This window comes from Streptomyces sp. NPDC092045 (genome assembly GCF_044756005.1).
Lineage (GTDB): Bacteria > Actinomycetota > Actinomycetes > Streptomycetales > Streptomycetaceae > Streptomyces.
Genome location: NZ_JBIVSC010000010.1, coordinates 91,782 through 109,052 on the forward strand (window position 1 = coordinate 91,782; position 17,271 = coordinate 109,052).

Consider the following 17,271-nt stretch of genomic DNA (forward strand, 5'->3'; position numbering starts at 1 on the left):
ACAGGGCCGTGGGCGTGACATCGGTTGTCACGCCCCTTCCCGAGAAGTGTCACGCGGCCTCAAAATATGCCCATTTATATCCGCTTTGTGAAGTCCGTAGGTGTCCTCTCCCATCGGATCTTGCTCGTTTGCCATCGAAGCGTGATGGCTACCGGTTTCGGGACATCGAACCTTAACCGCGCAGGTCAGGAGCTTTCCCTGCCCGAGGGCCGGAGTCACGGCGGATGGGACTGACCTGCTTGGATTCCGGCATGACGGATTGGGCGCAACTCAGCCATGCCTACGGCTCGGCGGAAGACATACCGGTGCTGCTGGATCAGATCGCTTCGGAACCGATCCCCGAGTACTGGAGCAATCTGTGGTCGGCGCTCTGTCATCAAGGCAGTGTCTACTCGGCCAGCTTCGCGGCCTTGCCATGGCTGGCCGACGTAGCCGGCCGCGATGACCGGGAGCAGGCGGTGAGCGCCTTGAACCTGGTGGGTGCGATCTTGGCGGGCTCTGACCAGCCGCACGGGGCCGGCGACGTCCGCGCCCAGCACGCTGCGGAGATCGAGCCCCTGCTGGTAGTGGCGAACGAACACCTCCGGGCATCGTCCGATCGGAACGAGTACGCCTATCTCCTGGAGTCCATGCTGAGCTTCGAAGGCGTCGTGGGCTGGGGTGAAGACCTCGCCTGGGGCCTCGTGAACGAGGAGTACGAGTCTCCTGCCCTGGCTGCGAAGCCGCCCTGTTCATCGTCATCGGCGAGCGCGGATTCTTCTCCACGAGCGGTGACTACGCGCTGTCGGAGGATGACGTCGAGACCACGCCCCTGTATCCCGCCAGCCCCGCGGCCATGGATGCCTTCGGCCGCCGGCTCCGCGACATCGCCCTCGTCGACGGGCACCAAGACGTCGCCAGCGCGATGACCTACGTCTTCGGCCATGCGACGTGCCCGGACTGCGAAACCGGCTTCTCCGTAGCGGATCAGGTCAGTGCCGATTGGTCCGCAACTCACTGAGCGGGTCCAGCGAAGCGCAGGCTTCTTCGTCAAACCGGGCGCTAGTGCCTCAGTTCGCTCGGTTCTGACGGGCGAGAGCTGTCGCCGGGAGCTCACCGAGTTTCCGTGCTCGGTAGGCGGCCTGTCGGCAGGCATGCGAGCACCAGCGTCGGGCTGCTGAGGTCGGCTGCATGGGGGTGCGGCAGAAGCCGCATATCAGGCCCGTGGGGAGGCTGTGGCCAGCGAGGGGTTGAGCGGGGTTCTGCTGGCGTTGGAGGTAGTCCTGGTCTCGGCATCGCTGGCTGTAGTCGGCCGGGCAGTGGCGGCCTCGGTCGCTGTGAGTGGGCGCCGCCCAGGACGCTTGCCGCTGCTGCGGCAAGCAGCGCGGACAACCGGTAGCAGCAGTCGCAGACGCCCCCAGAGCACTATCACGCAACCCTGCGCATCCCTCCAGGACCTCCACGCTCGTACCCAGCCGAAGATCTCAACGGTCGAGCGCCTGGTCCGGATCGGTGCACGGGCGCAGTCCTGTCGTCGCCGGATCAGTTCAGTTCGGTGGTGTCCAGATCGAGGCCGAAGGGCTCTGGAAGTGTGATGGGCGTGCCAAAGGGGTGCGGACCGTCGACGCGGGTGTAGCCGAGCTTCCCGGGCTCGGAGAACAGCGTGACGCTTCGCTCCTGGCGGTCGATGACGAGGTAGAGCGGAGCGTTGTACTCGGCGTAGCGCCTGCGCTTGACGACGCGATCGGTATCTCCGTTGGACTCCGAGGTCACCTCGACGATGAGAAGAGTGTCCTCGGGCAGGAGAGCAGCAGCCCCCTTGGCCTGGGCTGCCGGGACGACCGCAATGTCGGGAACGAACCAGTTGGAGGAGCCGGGCAGATCAAGATTGCCCGATCCGGTGAGACACCCCAGCTGTCGCGCGCGGAGCCGGATCTGGTCGCGGATGGTTTCCGCTGCCGCTTCGTGGTCCCAGGTAGGAGACACGGGCTCGATGATTCCTTCGATGATCTGGGCGCGGTCACCTCTGATGTGCTGGACGGCGTACTTCAAGGCCCGTTCCGGATCGACGTTGCTGTAGTCAGCCGCTGTGCTCATCACGCTTCCCGTGTCCAAGGCCGGCAGGAAGAGTACGGGCGGTTGCCCCGGAGAAACCAGCAATCGCCACGTACGAAGCACTCACGTGAGTACCCATCCCTGAACGTTAAAGGGTGCAGCCCCCTGCTGAAAGCAGATCGCACGGAGCAACGGAGCCACGCCTCGAACACGGCAGGCGCACAAGGATCATCTTCACTCAGGTGGGGAGGGCGTTGGCGTTGTGTGGTCAGAACAGTCCCAGATCTTCGCCGCTGGTGTCTGGGATGACGGGTCGGAATTGGGTGGGGAGGTCGTCCACGCGGTCGGGGCCGGCCGCGGCGGCCACGGTAGGTGCAGTCTCCGCTAGCCAGATGCGGAATTGTTCGGCGGCTTGGCGGTAGGGGAGGTGTGCCAGGTCCCGGTGTTCGCCGGAGGGGCAGAAGTCGACGGTGACGGTGAGCCGGCAGGTGTGTGGGGTGTGGTGGCTGCCGGTCCAGGCTACGCGGAGGGTGCCGCATGGTTTGCGTCCGCGGGAGCTGTGGGTGTCGCGGTGGGTGGGGCGCAGGGGGCGGCAGGCGATATGGGCGGTCCACGCGGCGAGGTGGGGCAGGGGCAGGGTGGTGCGGGTGCGGCAGCCGGGGCAGCGGTGCCAGTGGCTCAGCCATTCGGTGGCGTGGGTGGTGAACAGGCGTGTGTAACGGTCGGTGACTCGGATGTCGTTGGGGTAGAGATGGTCGGGGCGTTCTTGGGTGTTGCAGGACTGGCACAGGGGTGCGCGGACGTAGCCGTGCTCGTGGCAGTGGTCCAGGACGGTGGCGGGTGCCGTGCGGCAGACGGCGCATGCCCATCCAGCCACTTTGCGAGGGATGTCGGGTTTCCTGCTGAGCACTGAATACAGCAGGCCCCTCAGTTCCTCGTTATAGGGGCGCAGGGAACTGACCGGTCGATCGGGCCTTCTTACTTGCCGACTACCAGTGGCGGGAGTCTGCCTGAGTGAGGAGGCCGGTTCGATGGGTTCTGTGGTCTCCTGGCCGGTTCGTGCGGTCTGCAGCCATCGTCTTTCGGCATGCTCTGCCGCATCCAGCAGCTTGACCACGGCACGTGGCAGCCACCACGTGCGCCCTGTCCGGTCGCAGTCCTGTTCTACGAGTATTCGCTGCCAGTCGATAGCCGCCAGATGAACCGCCCGGCCACTCTCGTCTCGCACCGCCGGCTCAGACCGGTCCCGTCCCTGCAGTTCACGGGCGATGCGTCGGCGCCATCCCAGCAACATCCCTGCACTGTGTTCTTGCTTCGGCACACCGCCGAAGGGACCGACACGGACCAGATCATCAAGGTCTACCTGCACCGCGCACAGCTCTGCCGCGGCCTGGCGCACGTCGCTCTCCGAAACGCTCCACCGGCCGTCACCTGCCCTCACCGTCATCACCACATGGCTGCCGAGCAGGACATAGCCCACCCGAACACTGGAGGGCGGACTGACATGCACTATGGAGGCCGGCGGTACAGCGCTGCTGGCGGTGAGGCCGGCCCACAGAGCATCCGCAGCCTGCACAGTGATCAGATCGCTCATACGACCTGCAACGACACGTCCCGACATACTCATAGGCTAATGACGCGCCCCCCGCACTTGCCGACGCGCGGACCAGGGACTGAGCTTGTTCTGCTCTGACGGACATATGTGGGGTAGTGGTCACGCCCCGAGGGCGGTCGCGTACTCGACGGCGCTACCGTTACCAAGGACAGGGAAAGGGCTCAGTGCCTCGGGATAGTGTCCACCTGCGCGTGGTTGGCTGCTCTCACTTGCCAAGCACCTGTGGGAAGGGACATAGCTCCATGGGTGCGTCCGGTTGATCGGCCCAATGCCACCAAAGCTGCCGGCCTGGGCACCGCCACGGAGCGCGGCATGTCCGCTTGCCGTCCTCCTGCCGCTGCATGAGCACAAAGCCGCCCGACTTCATCGGCTGAGCACACTCGGGACAGACAGGAGGTCCACTAGACATGCCGCGCACCATACTCAAGAGATCACGAGCTTGGGAATCATCCGGCACTCAGGCGGGCACGCGCCCTCTGACCTGCGGGAACGGTTATGGGCGGCCTCGCGGCGGTTGACTCGTCGAAGCCTCTGGTGACCGCTGTTCACCGTTCCTACTGGCAGGTTTGGCACGGTTCCGGTCAGGGTCCGGTGGAGGTGGGGCCCTCTTTCGAAGGGTGACGCCGGGCTTTCCAGCGTCGTCTGGTCCAGTCGCCGGCTTCGCCGATGGCGGTGAGGAGGGCGGAGGCTGCGGCACTCGGCGCCAGGCCGGTCGGGTGGCTCATCGCGTGTCCCAGGAGCCAGAAGGCCAGGGTGAGCACGGCCCACCAGGCGGTGAGCGAGAGGGCCTCCCGTCGCGCGCGGCCGGCCCGAGGTGATGTTGCGGGCATGGAGTCAGGAGCCTTCGCGCGGGGCCACGACCGGGCGGCGCTGACGCGTACGGGTGGTGAGACCCAGAGTCAGGCACCCGGCGACGGCCAGTACACCGCCACCTGCCGTGCAGGCGAGCGCGATGTCGGGTGAGGCGTCGGTTATGCGGGGCAGCGCGTTGAAGTGCACGGTGGCGTAGATCAGCAGGAGGGCACAGCCACGCGGTCGTACAGGAGCCAGTCGGTGGCGCAGCCGCTCGGGGACTCGGTTCGTGGCCATGGCCAGGCCCGTCGGCAGCACCGTGAGGGAGAAGAACGTGAGGCCGATCCACTGCCATGTCATGGGGGACGACTCCTGGGGTGCGGGCACAGCTCGTCCGTGTGGCCAGCTGTGTCGGGTCGGTGCCGGCACAGCGGACTCCGGCGTGAAGGCCGACTCTAGTAAGGCTGCGGAGGGCCGCATCAGGGACCGCGCTGTCTGTCTGCGTGCGTCGATGTTGCCGGAACCCGGCAATATATTCCTCGGTGTGGGATGGCAGGCTCGGTCCTGTACCGAGGCGAGGCCGCAAAGGCCCAGGACGGTCTCGTGCCTCCTCGTTCACCGACTCGCGGCATTCACGCCTGCTGCGGCTTCACCGCTGGGGGTGTCGGGTCTCTTCCCGGGGGTCGGGCAAGGCGACAAGGGGCCCGTGGCATGCGTCTCGGAGCCAGGCGCGACCAAAGGAGGGGAACGTGGACCGGCTGTGGGACGTGTTCGGCGATGTCGCTCTGCTGCTCTTCGGGCCGCTGATGGCGTGGCTTGCCGGAGAGTGGTGGCGTCGTCCCGATCGGGCTCCCGCGTGGGTGGTTCGTGGCCCGCGGTGGGCGGTGCGCTGCTGGACGGTGGGTTTCGTTCTCCTGGGGATCGGCACGGGGAGCAGCGGTGTGTACGGCTTGGCCGGACTGCCGGAGCCCTGGGTGATCGGCTTCTGCCGTGCCGCCGGCCCGATGCTCTACCTCCTCGTCTTCTGGCTCCCTTTTGTATGTGGGACGAGACGGCGTGGTGAGACGCGGTCGCCGGCTTCCGGCGCGGCCGGAGGGACGACGGAAGGGGGCCGGGACGATGTCGGTTCGCCGAAGGGTCGCGTGGCGTGAGGCGGAGTGGGTGCTCGCGGGGTGTTGGATGGTGTACGGACCGGGTGGGGCACTGCTGTCCTTCGTCGGCCGGTCGTCACCCGCGGTCGCCTTCGCGGTGATGACGGTGCTCACGCGCTGATTCTGGCGGAGCCGGGACTGGGTTGCGGGTGTGTTCGCCGGTTGCGCGGGTTCCGTCGTCGTCCTCGGCGCTGTAGAGCTCCTGCGGCCGGTGACGGGCCGGGAGGTGGCGGTCCCGCTCCCCACCGGACTCGGGGCTTCGGTGGCCGTCGTCGTCTTCACGGTGGCCGTGCAGGTACGAGCGGCTCTGGAGGGGGCACCGCATGCTTGACGGTCCACCGCGCCTCGCCCTGCCCAGGGCTTCGGTTTCCGTACGTCGGCGCACGCTCTGGCACCGGACCTGAGGTTTGTGCGCGGCTCTTTTGGGGTTCGCGACGACCCCGCTGGCGGGAGCGGTCCTCCTGGGCGTGGTGCCGGAGCTGATCGACGACGAACGGGCGTATGCGGCTGCCTCTCTGTGTCCCGCTTCCGCGGGCGTGGCCGAAGACTGTCTCCGTGATGTGACAGCGACGGTCGTGAGCACGGTGATCAAGGACGAGACCAAGTACGACGAGTTCTCGGTACGCCTCAGGGTGGCATTACTGAGGTTGTAGGCGTGATGTCGTGAGTGTGAGGCCGGTCGCGGCGAGGCAGCCGTCGATGACATCGCTTCGGTACTGGATCTGGCGGAGACCGAGTCGTAGTCGGCGGATGAGGTCGTCGGGGTCGGCGAAGGCGGTGTTGGCCTGGCTGGTCCGGCGGAGCACTGACCAGATGCCCTCAACTGGGTTGAGGGCAGGTGCGTAGGGCGGCAGGTGGTAGGCCACGACCCAGTCGTGGGTGTCGATGAACTCGCGCATTCGCCGGTCCTTATGGACGTTCAAATTGTCCCAGACGAGGACGATCGGCCCTCCGAGCTGCTGGTGGGCTGCGATGAGGAGGTCGCGGTACTCGGTCCAGGCGAAGCTTTTGCGGCCGCCGTTCTTGTGATCGGTGTGCCGTTTGGGCCGGTAGATCAGGCGGGATCGCATCCCGGATTTGTAGCAGCACAGGGCTGCGATGGAGAAGCGCCGCTGGGACCGGCCCCGGACTCGGATGACCGGGGTGGACCCGCGTTTGCCCCAGGTGCGCGAGGTCGGCGGCGTCATCGAGAATCCGGCCTCGTCTTCGAAGACGAGCCAGGCCCCGAGCGCCGCCACGGTGGTTCCAGGTGCGGCCACACCTCCTTCACCCAGCCGGCCACCGCCGCCTCGTCACGCTCGACCGCCCGACGGGCAGGAACCTGATGGCTCCAGCCGTGCCTGCGCAGCATCTGGGAGATGCCCGACAACGTCATGCTCTTGTGGAACCGTCGGCCGATCAGCGTCTTGATCCGCGCGAGCGTCCACCGCTGATCCGGCCAGCCGTGAGCGACCGGGCCTTTGGCCAACTCCTCCTCGAGCGCGGCGAACAGCACATCACTCAGCTTCGGACGCGACGCCGGGCCACGGGAACGAACCGCGTCCCAGCCGGCCTCCAGCCAGGACCGCCGCCATCGCTGGACGGACCGGACGCTGACCCGTAACTCCTTCGCGATCTCCGTGCTGCCCCGCCCCTCGGCGAACATCCCGACTGCTTCCATCCGGACCCGCTCACGGAACGCTTGTCTCTCCGCGGTCAGACCCCCACCCTGCGGATACCTCATACATCCGGCATACCGCGACGATCAGCAACCGTCAGCCCCTACGACAAGACGACTTCAAGGTCAGTAACGGTCCGAACTGGCCCCACTTTTCCGGTTCCAGATAGCCCCATGTGGTCGTGCAGAGAGTCAGTGTTCCGGCTTGAGGCGGCCCCGGGTCCCGGTTTCGAGTGGCCCCAGTCGACCCTGATCAACCGAGAATCAGGAGTCGACCTCTGAGTAGCGCGCCCATTCCTCGCGCGGCCGTAGCTCCGCCAGGATCTGTTGGGCTTCGTTGCGGGCCCCGGCGTCTGGGTCCGTTGCCAGCTCTCGGTACTGCTTGATTAGCCGGTTCGTGCCTTGGGGCGTCATCCATTCGGGGTTGCAGTCCAAGGCGGCACCGAGATGGTCCACGGTGTCGTCGGTGCCCGCCTGGCTGTAAGCCAGCAGGACATAGCGCAGGCCGATGGTGTCTTTGCGTTCGAGCAATGCCTCGGCCGTTTCCTGGATGACCCAGGTGTCCTGGGCGTCCAGGAGAAGACGGTGGATGACGTCCGCCACTTCCTCGATCTTGCCCGAACCCGCGAGCTGCCGCCCAGCCACCCCGCGAACGGACCAGACCGGCGACTCGGCATTCTGGATCGCGGTGCTCAGTTCTTGATCGTCGAGGGGTGCCATGCCCCCCAGCCTGCCAGGAACCCCGGCGATCTCCGGATGATTTTCGTCAGCCTCGCTGCTGTTTGGCCCTGGTCTGGGCGAGGCGGTAGGACTCGGTACCGGTCTCGATGATGGTGCCGTTGAAGGTGAGCCGGTCGACGATCGCCGCGCAGAGGCGGGGGTCGGTGAAGGTCTTGGTCCAGCCTCCGAACGACTCGTTCGAGGCGATCGCAACACTGTTCTTCTCCTCCCTCTCCGTCAGAACCTGAAACAGCATCTCCGCGCCGCGGCAGTCCAGTTCGAGATAGCCCAGCTCATCGATGCAGAGGAGAGGTCAGCGCGGCCGTAGCGGGCGATCGTCTTGGTGAGCTGCTTCTCGTCGGCGGCTTCGACGAGCTCGTTGATCAGGCGGGCGGCGAGCGTGTAGCGGACCCGGCGGCCTGGACGAGTACGAGGTCCGCCGCTATCCGGGCTGGTATCGGCACATCACCCTGGCCATGCTCGCCCACGCGGTTCTGACGGCACTCGCCGCCCGGGCCGGCGCCGAGGTCGCAAAAGGGGCTGCAGAAACGGATCAGTCCTCGTCCCGCTCACGGTGGCAGATATCCGGCGGCTCCTGGACGCTCTCCTGCCCCGCCCACGAGCCGACCGTGACCCCTTCACCCACGCACTGAAGTGGTCGGCCTGGAGAAGACACCACCAGGCCGTCGCCCGCCGCTGCCACTAACGAAAACGCAGCTCAGAACACGATCCGCTGCTGGAGTACTTAACCCGCGCACACCATATCGGCGGGGGCTGCCAGCGATCCCAGCGACTCACTCCCAGACTTGACACAGGACCGTGGGCCGCAGGTGGCCTGCAGGACTGTGCTGGTCAGAGCCGACCGTTACGGTGTCGGAGCGATGAGCTCGATCTCGAAGCCGTCACGCGATTCGAGGTAGGCGGCGTGCTGATGGGCGCCGCCGGCGTGGGGGTGGCGGTCGGGGAAGAGGAGCGTCCAGCCGTTCTCGCGGGCCTTGGCGGTGAGGAGGTCGACGTGATCGGCGGTGTCGATGTGGAACGCGAGATGGTTGAGGCCGGGGGCGCACCGGTCGTGGCGTTCTGCGGTAAGTGCGGGGGACTGTTCGAAGACGAGGTAGGTGGTGCCGAGTTTCCAGCTGCGGCCGTTGGCCCATTGCTGGTAGAGGGTGTAGCCGAGGTCTTCGAGGAGCCATTGCCAGTCGCTGACGGCGCGGTTGAGGTCGGGGACCCAGATCTCGACGTGGTGGAGGGTGCCGGATGCCGGTGCGCTCTGGTCGGTCACAGTGTGTTCTCTCGTTGGGCTGCGGGGGCGGCAGCCTATACCAGATGAGCCGTTTTTCCTCTACGTGGCTCATTCAGTCGCATGCCGTTGCGATTACGGACAGTTGACGGTCTTATGCATTCATCTCTGTGCTGCTGACAGTACGACAGGTGTACGGCGTTGTGGGCCGGCTCGGTCCGGTTGGCTGCGCTCGCAGGCAAGGAGGCTGGCTTGTGGCCGTGCTGCTGTGCTCGGCGGATACCGCTGCCGGGCAGGCGTCTTTCATCCTGAAAACCGGGCCGTCGGCCTACGGGCCGACGCGGGTTGTCCGCACGGGCCGGGGACCTTTGGCGGCGGTGCAGTGTGCTGACGGGCTGCTCTACCTCGCGGTGTCCGTCTCCGACAAGGTTCTCGTTCTGGGCCTGGATGGTGCAGCGGTGAGCCCGGTGCGGGTGGGGTGGGCGCCTCGGTGTTTGGCTCTGGTGCCGGGCACGCCGTACCTGCTGGTGGCGAACGCGGGTTCCGACAGTGTCTCCGTCGTCGACACCGCCGAGGCGCGGGAGGTGGCCCGGACGGCGGTGGGGCGCGAGCCGGGGGCGATTGCGGTGTCGCCTGACGGTCTTTGGGCGGTGGTGTGCGAGCGCGGTGCGGGCTCCGTGGCCGTTGTGGATCTGTCCGGTCTCGGCGTGGGCCGGTGCCCGGCGGTCGTGGCCCGGGTTGAGGTCGGCGCCGCGTACGCGCAGCCGCGGGCGGTGGCGGTGTGTGATGGCCAGGCGGTGGTCGCCTGCGCCCGGCTTGATGTTCTGCCTGTCGTGGATGTGGCAGGCGGGCGGGTGAAGAGCTGGGTTCCGATCCCGGTCAGGGATGCGGCGCCGGCCGGTGTCGCGCTGACGGGCGAGGGCGGATACGCGCTGGTGACGCTGGAACGTGCGGGTGCGCTCGCGGTAGTGGACCTGCTGGACGAGACGGTGACCCGGCTCATCACGCTGGGCTCCAGGCCTCGGGGCGTCACAGTCGACCCCGTCGATGCCACCGTGTACTGCGCACTCGCCGGCCAGCGGTCGCTGGCCGTGGTGCACCTGGACGGCGTGGACCTGTCCAACACGGACGGCACCCCTCAGTTCGAGGAGATACCCGTGGGCGCGGGCCCAAGTTCCGTCGCGCTCGCCGAAGCCGACGCGCCGCCCTTCCCGCCCCTGGCTGACCGCTCCCGTCTTCGCATCCCGGCTCCGCCAGGACGGAGCGACGGCCTGCACGACGACTCGGAAAGCAGTACTCATATGCCTTCACCGCGACATTCCCTCGGGGAGGGACGCCCGAAGCCTGCCCGGGGCGGGGCGCTGGCCGCGCTTCTGGGGGCTACGCGGGCCCGCATTCTGATGCGGATCGCTGCTGTGGAAGCGGCGACGACCAATGAGCTGGTGCGGCAGCTGTCGGTGTCCGCGGCGACGGTCTCGCATCACACAGGGGTCCTGCGGGCTTCGGCGCTGATCACTACAGAGCGGGACGGAGTGAGCGTTCATCATGCTCTGACTCCGCTCGGACAGGATCTGCTGGGGGCGCACGGAGTCCCGTGCGGGACGCGGCCTCGCAGCGGCCCGAAGTGAGTACGCGCCCCCTGACGGCAAGTGGTCTGCGCCGTCCAGAGGTGCTCGAGTCACGGGTGGGGCACGGTTTTACCTTCGCAGAGGGCAGTATCGGCGCGCTCTCGCCATTTCAGCGGGACTGCTGGTGCGGGGTGGCGCACGGAAACGACTGTGCGCCCTTTTCGAGCAGGATCGAAAAGCTTGCGGCTTCCACGGAAGCGGGCACAGACTGGTGACCGCTCAATAGCACCGCTCTCTCTTCGGGCCGGTGAAAGCCGCTGAATTTTCGCGGGGGGTTCTCTGTTTCATGCCTGTTTCCGAGAAATTCCAGAATGCGGGGCCCGGAACGGGAACTGCGACCCGGGCGACCGTCCTGCAACTGTTCGCGACGCCGGTCGCCCGCACACCCTGCCCATTCGCCGGCGAAATCGGCGACCGCCTGTCGAAGGTACTGTCCGAACGCGCCGGAGCGGGAGTGAAGGACTTCGGCTACAAGCTGGAGACCTCCGGGGAGTTCACCCGGTGGGGCGGCCCTGACGCGGTCCGACTCAGCCGCTGGGTGTGCGCGGTGGCAGGGAAGTTTACCGAGTCCCTCACCGGTATGCCGCTCGCCGAGGCGTTCGGCCGTTCGCTGGAGCGCGAGGCGGAACAGGCCGCAGGCGATGTGCGGGCAGTGTCGGTGGGTGTGACCCGCAGCTGGGCCTCTCTCTACCGGTCCGGTGACCGGCATGAGCCGCACTTCCACCCCAATACCGCTCTGTCGGCGGTCTACTACGTGGCCGCACCCGGCACGTGCGAGATCGACCTGCTCGATCCCCGGCCGAATGCCGACTACTACGACCCGGGGATCTCACTGGCCGGGGAGAGCCACCGTGTCCGCCTTGCCTGCACGCCGGGCGAGCTCCTGATATTTCCCGGCTGGCTCAAGCACGCCGTACCGCCTTTCCAGGACGCCACTCCGCGGATGTCCGTCGCCTGGAACCTGAACTACATCCTCGGCTGACCGCACATTTCCATCAGTCGGCCATCCCGGCCGGAATTAAATCCGACTCCGGCCTGCCGTCCCGCACAGAAGAAAAGGGATCACCGCCATGCGCAATATCCAGTTCTTCTCCACCGACACCGACGACGGGGTCGTCTCTGTCGTCGCCAAGACCGGGTCGGGCGAGCACCGCACCATCGCCCAGATCCCCATCGGCAACGCACCCCGCGGAGGCGTGAAGTTCACCAAGGGCGGGCGCGGATTCGTCTGCAACACCAGCCAGAACACGGTCTCCGAGATCGACGCCGTCGCGCTGACCGAGGTCCGCCGCATCGAGGTCGGTCACGGACCCCGCGGCCAAGGCCTCCTGCCCGGTGACAAGTACCTCCTGGTCTCCAACTCCGGCTCCAACACCGTCTCCGTCGTGGACCTCGACCTCAACGTGGAAGTCCATCAGATCCCCACCGGCCGCGACCCCCGCCACATGGGCATCAGCCAGGACGGCACCATCGCCTACGTCTGCGTCTGGGGCGACGGCTACATCAGCAAGCTCGACATCAGCCCGCTCGCCGACGGCCACCCGGAGCAGGTCACCGAGATCGCGCAGATCCCCGTCGACCGCGAGGCCCATCCCTACAGCCTCGGCATCGACCCCTCCGGCCGCCGCGTGTTCGTCGCCAACACCCAGGCCCCCTACGTGACCGTCATCGACGTGGCCACCGACACCGCCCAGCACATCGACGTCGCCTCCACCGGCGGCCGTGGCGTCGCGTTCACCCCCGACGGCCAGTACGCCCTGGTCACCGTCGAGAACTCCTCCACCATCGCCGTCATCGACGTCGACACCCTCCGTGTCACCCGGCACATCCCCACCGGCTCCGGTCCCCGCGGCCTGGTCATCGACCACGGCGACAAGACCGCCTACATCACCAACTTCTCCCGCGCCGGCATGATGTCCGCCGCCCACCCCCAGTTCGCACCCAACAGCCTGACCATGGTCGACCTCACCTCCGCGCCCCTGGACCGCGACGAGGGCGTCTTCTCCTACGAGGAGATCTCCGTCGGCTACGGCCCCTGCTCCGTGGTCATGTTCGACCTCGACACCCTCCCCGAGGACGAGCGCCTGCGGCGCCTGGACCGCACCGACGCCCCGGCCTGACCACAGGGGCAGGCAGGTGGGGCCGGACACCAGCCGTCCGGCCCCACCGTCCCGGCCAGCCGACCGGCAAGGCAGCCGGTCCGGGGATCTGGCCGGTGTCCGAGCAAGCAGGAAACTACCCCCTCAACGGGGTTCGAGGCGGAAGTGCCACCCCGTCCCGGGCCCCGGCCCAGCCGCCCGGAGCCACCACCGGGCCACGCGGTATCTAAAGCCCCCGGCCCCGTTCCCTTACCTGAGAACAAGGCCGGGGGCGCCGGCCCCTTCGACAGAGAGCAGAGCGCATGGCCGAGGTCGCTTTCCGCCCGCTCCAGCCCTGGGCGCTCCTGCCCGAAAAGCCGCGCATCGACCGCGCGCAGGCCCGGGCCGAGCGCGACACCTACGAGGCGTCGTTCCGCTACCTGCGTATCCCGCGTCTGCCCGCCGACTGCCCGCCCTGGCTCCTTGGCCAGGAAATCGGCTGGAACGTACGGTCCCCGCTGACGATCACGATGAGACCGCTCGACGACATCGGCTTCGCTGTCCCTGACGGTGAGGACCCCCATCACACAGGGCGGCGCCTGGGCGGCGCGGGCATGTGGCAGCGAGACAAGCACTGGATCGCCGTGAGAGACGCAGACTGGCTCCATCTCGGCGACCACCGAGGCCCCGGCGGAGGGTGGGAGGGCATGTTCGTGCCCAACGGGCAGGGCACCGTCGAGTGGCGCCTCGGTTGGGCAGCCACCATCCCCACCGGGACGTTCCTCATGGTCATGCCGCTCCCGGACCGGGCACCAGACGGGCTACGGGTGCCGCTCGGCGTGATCTCCGCCAAGGCCGTCAACGCCATGGCAGCGCGCGGCGGGATGAGCATCGCCGTCCAGCCGGAACACCCCGTCACCCTCCACCGCGGACAGAACGTCGCCCGCATTGTGCTCCTGCACCCTGACTCCCTGCGCACCGCTACCCGAACAGAGGCCGCCGAAGCCGACACAGCCGGCGCTCACAACGCTGATCCTTTCCCCGAGACCCCACCAGCGGCCGAGAAGCAGAGAATCATGGCCGAGCCGGAGGCACAGCGGTGACCACCTCCGACACATCCAGCCCCCGCAAGAGCTCCGCGGGCACGCTCCAGCTACTGGCCCGCCCTCCCATCCGGGGCCTCCTCGCGCTCGCGTTCCTCGCACGGACCACCGCCGCCGTCCTGCCGATCACCCTGCTCCTGGCCCTCGCCCAGTCCCACGGCTACGCGCGCGCCGCCCTGGTGGGCGGCGGTTACACCTTCGTCCTCGCCTTCTGCGCCCCGCTCCGCGGCCGCCTCCTCGACCGATACGGCGCCCATCGCATGCTCACGCTGATGAGCGCGACGACCGCTGTGTTCCTGGGACTGGTCGCCTGCAGCGTCGAGTTCCTCTGGCCGTGGTGGACGACACTGCCCCTGGTTATCGCCGCCACCCTGACCAGCCCACCCCTGAACGCCGCCCTGCGGTCCTCCTGGCGCCGCCTCGCCAGCGACGACGCCCAGCTGAAAGCGGTCCACAGCGCCGACTCGATGCTCGAGGAGGCCGGCTTCGTCCTGGCACCGCTGACCGCCGGCGCCACGATCGCCGTGCTGGGTCCCCGCCACGCCTACGAGATGACAGCGATCTGCTTCATCGCGGTCACCGCCCTCTACCTCACGGCAGCCCGCCGCCACCAGCTCGGCACCACCCTGCCCACCGCCACTCCCCCGCCAACAGACACAGTCCGCCCACCCGGGCGAACATGGCTCGGCCCACTCACCACACCGGGGATACCGGCGATCCTGCTACCACTGCTCGTCATGGGCTGCATCTTCGGCGGCACCGGCATCCTCATCCCCGCCTACGCCCAGCACCAGGGCACCACCGCCTGGCTCGGCCCTCTCCTCGCCGCCACCAGCACCGGAGGCGTCATCGGCGGACTCCTCTACGCCACCATCGACTGGAAGACCAGCCTGTGGCGCAAGTACCGGCTCCTCACCCTCGGCTTCACCCTCCCCTGCACCGCACTCTTCCTCGCACGCCCCCTCTGGCTCCTTGCCACCCTGCTGCTCCTGGCCGGCCTGTTCGTCACCCCGCTGTTCATCAACGCCTTCCTCCTCATCGACGCCACCGCCAGCGACGACACCCGCGTCGAGGCGAACACCTGGGTCGGCGCCTCCACCGACATCACCAACGGCATCATGGCCATCGCCATCGGCACCCTCGCCGAACACCACAGATGGGACCTGGCCCTGCTCACCCTCACCTGCTGCGCCGCCGCCGGAGCCGGAAGCACAATCCTGGCCCCCGGCCGCCGCACTCCCCCACCACCGGACCACCCCCACACGGCGACCCCGATGGACACCGGCCTGCCCCCAGCTAGAACACCCAGCCTTCCCGAGCCGCGATCCGACGAAGCCACCCAGCCCGAAACCAGCACAGCAGCCGTGTCAGAGCCACACCGATGAACGCTCCAGCGCCGCCACCCAGGCTGGAACTGTCCCTGGCCGAGGCCCGGTCCATCGCCGTTGCCGCAGCCCTGCCCGCAGGCGGCTTTCCCGACACGGCCACGGCCCTCGCCCACCTGCGCATCGTCCAAATCGACAGCATCAACGTCCTCGCCCCAGCCCACCACCTCACCCTCACCACCCGGATCCCCGGCACCACCACCAAAGCCATCGACAGCGCTCTCAACAGCAACGGCCCACCGATCGCATTCGACTACCCCGCCCACGCCCTCGCGCTCGTCCCGCTCGCCGACTGGCCCCTGTGGGCCTTCCGCCGCCGCGCGAGCCGCTGCCACCCCCACTACCCCGACCAGCGCACCCGGACCGCACTCATAGACCGCATCACCCTCGACGGACCACTCCCCCTGCGCCACTTACGCACATCCGCCGACACAACGGGCACCGGCTGGAACTGGAACCCGGTCAAAACCGCAGTAGAACTACTCGTCTGGTCCGGAGAACTGACCTCCACCCAGCGCACACACGGACAGCGCCTCTTCGACCTCCCCGACCGCTGCATCCCATCCCCCTACCTGACCGACCAGGCATCCGACGACGAATGTCTCACCCAGCTCCTCACCCACGCCGGAGCCGTACTCGGGGTAGGCACCACAAAGGACCTCGCCGACTATCTACGCATCCCCACCTCGCTCGCAGCACGCCTCCTGCCCACCACACCGCTCACCACCGTGCAGGTCGAAGACTGGGGACCTGCCTGGGCCGACCCCTGCGCACTCACCCGGCCCGCCAAGCCGCATCCGGAACCGGTCTTCCTCAACCCGTTCGACAACCTCATCTGGCACCGACCCCGCGTCCAACGCCTCTTCGACTTCACCCACGTCTTCGAGGCATACAAACCAGCCGCCCGGCGCACGCACGGCTACTACGTGTGCCCCCTCCTCGCGGACGGCCGCCTGATCGGCCGCGCCGACTTCGCACGCCACAACGGCGCACTCACCATCCAGCAGGCCAGCCTCGAACCCCACGCCGGACCAGATGCAGCCGCCACCCTGGCCCGCAGCTGCCAAAGCCTCGCAGCAGCTATCGGACATGACCGCATCGAACTCGCCGAAGGCGCCGCGAACCCCACCGTGACAGCGGCACTCCGCTCCACCTGCCTTCAGACGGAGCGCACAGTTCACCCATGAGGTATCCAAACGGTTCCCCACCCACGCGAAGGGGTGCTCCTCGTCGACCTCAGCGTGGGAGGGTGAGGCCCGGTCGGCGGCGGAGGGACGGGAACCGACCGGGACGGCCTGATCCTGCTTGCGCGAGCAGGAGATCAGCGGGCCTGTCGTTGGGCGGCCTCGCAGTCCGTACGGCTCCGGTGCATGTACAGCGTCGGTCGAGCAGCGGAGTCCGAGTCCGAGGTTACCTCGCGGGCCTCGCTGGTGATCGGACATCCGCAGGCCTGACACTTCATCGAACCTCCTTGTGGCAAGGGCAGTCACAGCGCTCTGGCGGGAAGACCTCGGTGGCGTCGGGAGCGTCGGCCGGGACACGGCCGGTGCGGTTGACGTAGACCCCGTTCGTCTTGCACCACGTGTGCTCGTCGTACTCGCAGTCCGGCCGGACCACCCGGCCCCTCGTCGTCGCGGCGGTCAATGAGCCGGCCCCGGGAGGAGCCGATACAGCCACTTCACTCCCCGGACCGCTGCGCAGACCCGGTGGGCGTAGACGTGCAAGCCGCCCTGGGGGGACGGGTGTACGCGGATGCAGCAGTCGGCCCCGGGATGCGGACACCAGTTGCAGGCGCATGAGCTGGGGATTGAAGTCACCATGGGCTGACCGTAGGTCGCAAAATTTTATGTGCGCCGGATGATTGCACC

General features: G+C 67.8%; 14 protein-coding genes and 2 pseudogenes. 8 read left to right on the top strand and 8 right to left on the bottom strand.

The window, feature by feature from the left end; translation table 11 throughout:
- Positions 1-251 precede the first annotated feature (251 nt).
- Positions 252-908, top strand: a complete 657-nt coding sequence (locus tag ACIQKA_RS22800) for a hypothetical protein (protein WP_402542178.1) — start codon at positions 252-254, stop codon at positions 906-908.
- Between the two features lie 613 nt (positions 909-1,521).
- Here ACIQKA_RS22800 and ACIQKA_RS22805 read toward each other — a convergent pair.
- The 7 genes and pseudogenes from ACIQKA_RS22805 to ACIQKA_RS22835 form a co-directional block, all read right to left on the bottom strand.
- The gene (locus ACIQKA_RS22805; RefSeq protein ID WP_391096239.1) at positions 1,522-2,076 is read right to left on the bottom strand and encodes a Uma2 family endonuclease; all 555 of its coding nucleotides are present in this window, start codon (positions 2,074-2,076) and stop codon (positions 1,522-1,524) included.
- 226 nt (positions 2,077-2,302) lie between these two features.
- Positions 2,303-3,628 (bottom strand): endonuclease domain-containing protein, encoded by a 1,326-nt coding sequence (locus ACIQKA_RS22810; RefSeq protein ID WP_402542180.1) that lies wholly within the window; start codon positions 3,626-3,628, stop codon positions 2,303-2,305.
- Between the two features lie 855 nt (positions 3,629-4,483).
- On the bottom strand, positions 4,484-4,801 hold the full coding sequence (locus tag ACIQKA_RS22815) for a hypothetical protein (RefSeq protein WP_402542181.1): 318 nt from the start codon (positions 4,799-4,801) through the stop codon (positions 4,484-4,486).
- 1,429 nt (positions 4,802-6,230) lie between these two features.
- Positions 6,231-6,779, bottom strand: coding sequence for a transposase (locus ACIQKA_RS22820; protein ID WP_402542294.1), 549 nt, complete (start codon positions 6,777-6,779; stop codon positions 6,231-6,233).
- The gene (locus ACIQKA_RS22825) at positions 6,776-7,315 is read right to left on the bottom strand and encodes a winged helix-turn-helix domain-containing protein (protein ID WP_402542182.1); all 540 of its coding nucleotides are present in this window, start codon (positions 7,313-7,315) and stop codon (positions 6,776-6,778) included. Before ACIQKA_RS22825 ends, ACIQKA_RS22820 begins: the two co-directional genes overlap by 4 nt.
- A gap of 198 nt (positions 7,316-7,513) precedes the next feature.
- Complete coding sequence (locus ACIQKA_RS22830) at positions 7,514-7,969, bottom strand: hypothetical protein (protein WP_402542183.1); 456 nt, start codon at positions 7,967-7,969, stop codon at positions 7,514-7,516.
- A 46-nt stretch (positions 7,970-8,015) separates the two neighbouring features.
- Positions 8,016-8,389 (bottom strand): annotated as a pseudogene (locus ACIQKA_RS22835) (ATP-binding protein); the annotation flags it as partial.
- Between ACIQKA_RS22835 and ACIQKA_RS22840 the strand changes: the two are divergent.
- Positions 8,377-8,622, top strand: a pseudogene (locus ACIQKA_RS22840) (IS701 family transposase); the annotation flags it as partial. The pseudogenes ACIQKA_RS22835 and ACIQKA_RS22840 sit on opposite strands and share 13 nt — an antisense overlap.
- 212 nt (positions 8,623-8,834) lie before the next feature.
- Here ACIQKA_RS22840 and ACIQKA_RS22845 read toward each other — a convergent pair.
- The gene (locus ACIQKA_RS22845) at positions 8,835-9,251 is read right to left on the bottom strand and encodes a VOC family protein (RefSeq protein WP_383437951.1); all 417 of its coding nucleotides are present in this window, start codon (positions 9,249-9,251) and stop codon (positions 8,835-8,837) included.
- A gap of 212 nt (positions 9,252-9,463) precedes the next feature.
- Here ACIQKA_RS22845 and ACIQKA_RS22850 point away from each other — a divergent pair, with 212 nt between their 5' ends.
- The 6 genes from ACIQKA_RS22850 to ACIQKA_RS22875 all read left to right on the top strand — a co-directional run bounded on the left by ACIQKA_RS22850 (position 9,464) and on the right by ACIQKA_RS22875 (position 16,590).
- Positions 9,464-10,837, top strand: a complete 1,374-nt coding sequence (locus ACIQKA_RS22850) for a hypothetical protein (RefSeq protein ID WP_402542184.1) — start codon at positions 9,464-9,466, stop codon at positions 10,835-10,837.
- Between the two features lie 286 nt (positions 10,838-11,123).
- A complete protein-coding gene (locus ACIQKA_RS22855) occupies positions 11,124-11,819 on the top strand; it encodes a TIGR02466 family protein (RefSeq protein WP_402542185.1) in 696 nt (231 codons plus the stop codon).
- An 88-nt stretch (positions 11,820-11,907) separates the two neighbouring features.
- Positions 11,908-12,957 carry a beta-propeller fold lactonase family protein gene (locus ACIQKA_RS22860; protein WP_383447135.1) on the top strand — a complete coding sequence of 350 codons (1,050 nt, stop codon included), beginning with the start codon at positions 11,908-11,910 and terminating at the stop codon, positions 12,955-12,957.
- A gap of 281 nt (positions 12,958-13,238) precedes the next feature.
- Complete coding sequence (locus ACIQKA_RS22865) at positions 13,239-14,018, top strand: hypothetical protein (RefSeq protein ID WP_402542186.1); 780 nt, start codon at positions 13,239-13,241, stop codon at positions 14,016-14,018.
- Positions 14,015-15,403: an MFS transporter gene (locus ACIQKA_RS22870; RefSeq protein WP_402542187.1), complete on the top strand. Its 1,389-nt coding sequence runs from the start codon at positions 14,015-14,017 to the stop codon at positions 15,401-15,403. The genes ACIQKA_RS22865 and ACIQKA_RS22870 overlap by 4 nt, the downstream gene beginning before the upstream one ends.
- Positions 15,400-16,590 carry a DNA glycosylase AlkZ-like family protein gene (locus ACIQKA_RS22875; protein ID WP_402542188.1) on the top strand — a complete coding sequence of 397 codons (1,191 nt, stop codon included), beginning with the start codon at positions 15,400-15,402 and terminating at the stop codon, positions 16,588-16,590. The genes ACIQKA_RS22870 and ACIQKA_RS22875 overlap by 4 nt, the downstream gene beginning before the upstream one ends.
- Positions 16,591-17,271 lie beyond the last annotated feature (681 nt).

Coding starts and splice junctions, on each gene's coding strand:
- ACIQKA_RS22800 (WP_402542178.1), top strand. CDS start 252: ATGACGGATTGGGCGCAACTCAGCCATGCCTACGGCTCGGCGGAAGAC.
- ACIQKA_RS22805 (WP_391096239.1), bottom strand. CDS start 2,076: ATGAGCACAGCGGCTGACTACAGCAACGTCGATCCGGAACGGGCCTTG.
- ACIQKA_RS22825 (WP_402542182.1), bottom strand. CDS start 7,315: ATGAGGTATCCGCAGGGTGGGGGTCTGACCGCGGAGAGACAAGCGTTC.
- ACIQKA_RS22860 (WP_383447135.1), top strand. CDS start 11,908: ATGCGCAATATCCAGTTCTTCTCCACCGACACCGACGACGGGGTCGTC.
- ACIQKA_RS22865 (WP_402542186.1), top strand. CDS start 13,239: ATGGCCGAGGTCGCTTTCCGCCCGCTCCAGCCCTGGGCGCTCCTGCCC.
- ACIQKA_RS22875 (WP_402542188.1), top strand. CDS start 15,400: ATGAACGCTCCAGCGCCGCCACCCAGGCTGGAACTGTCCCTGGCCGAG.
- ACIQKA_RS22830 (WP_402542183.1), bottom strand. CDS start 7,969: ATGGCACCCCTCGACGATCAAGAACTGAGCACCGCGATCCAGAATGCC.
- ACIQKA_RS22855 (WP_402542185.1), top strand. CDS start 11,124: ATGCCTGTTTCCGAGAAATTCCAGAATGCGGGGCCCGGAACGGGAACT.
- ACIQKA_RS22815 (WP_402542181.1), bottom strand. CDS start 4,801: ATGACATGGCAGTGGATCGGCCTCACGTTCTTCTCCCTCACGGTGCTG.
- ACIQKA_RS22810 (WP_402542180.1), bottom strand. CDS start 3,628: ATGAGCGATCTGATCACTGTGCAGGCTGCGGATGCTCTGTGGGCCGGC.
- ACIQKA_RS22820 (WP_402542294.1), bottom strand. CDS start 6,779: ATGACGCCGCCGACCTCGCGCACCTGGGGCAAACGCGGGTCCACCCCG.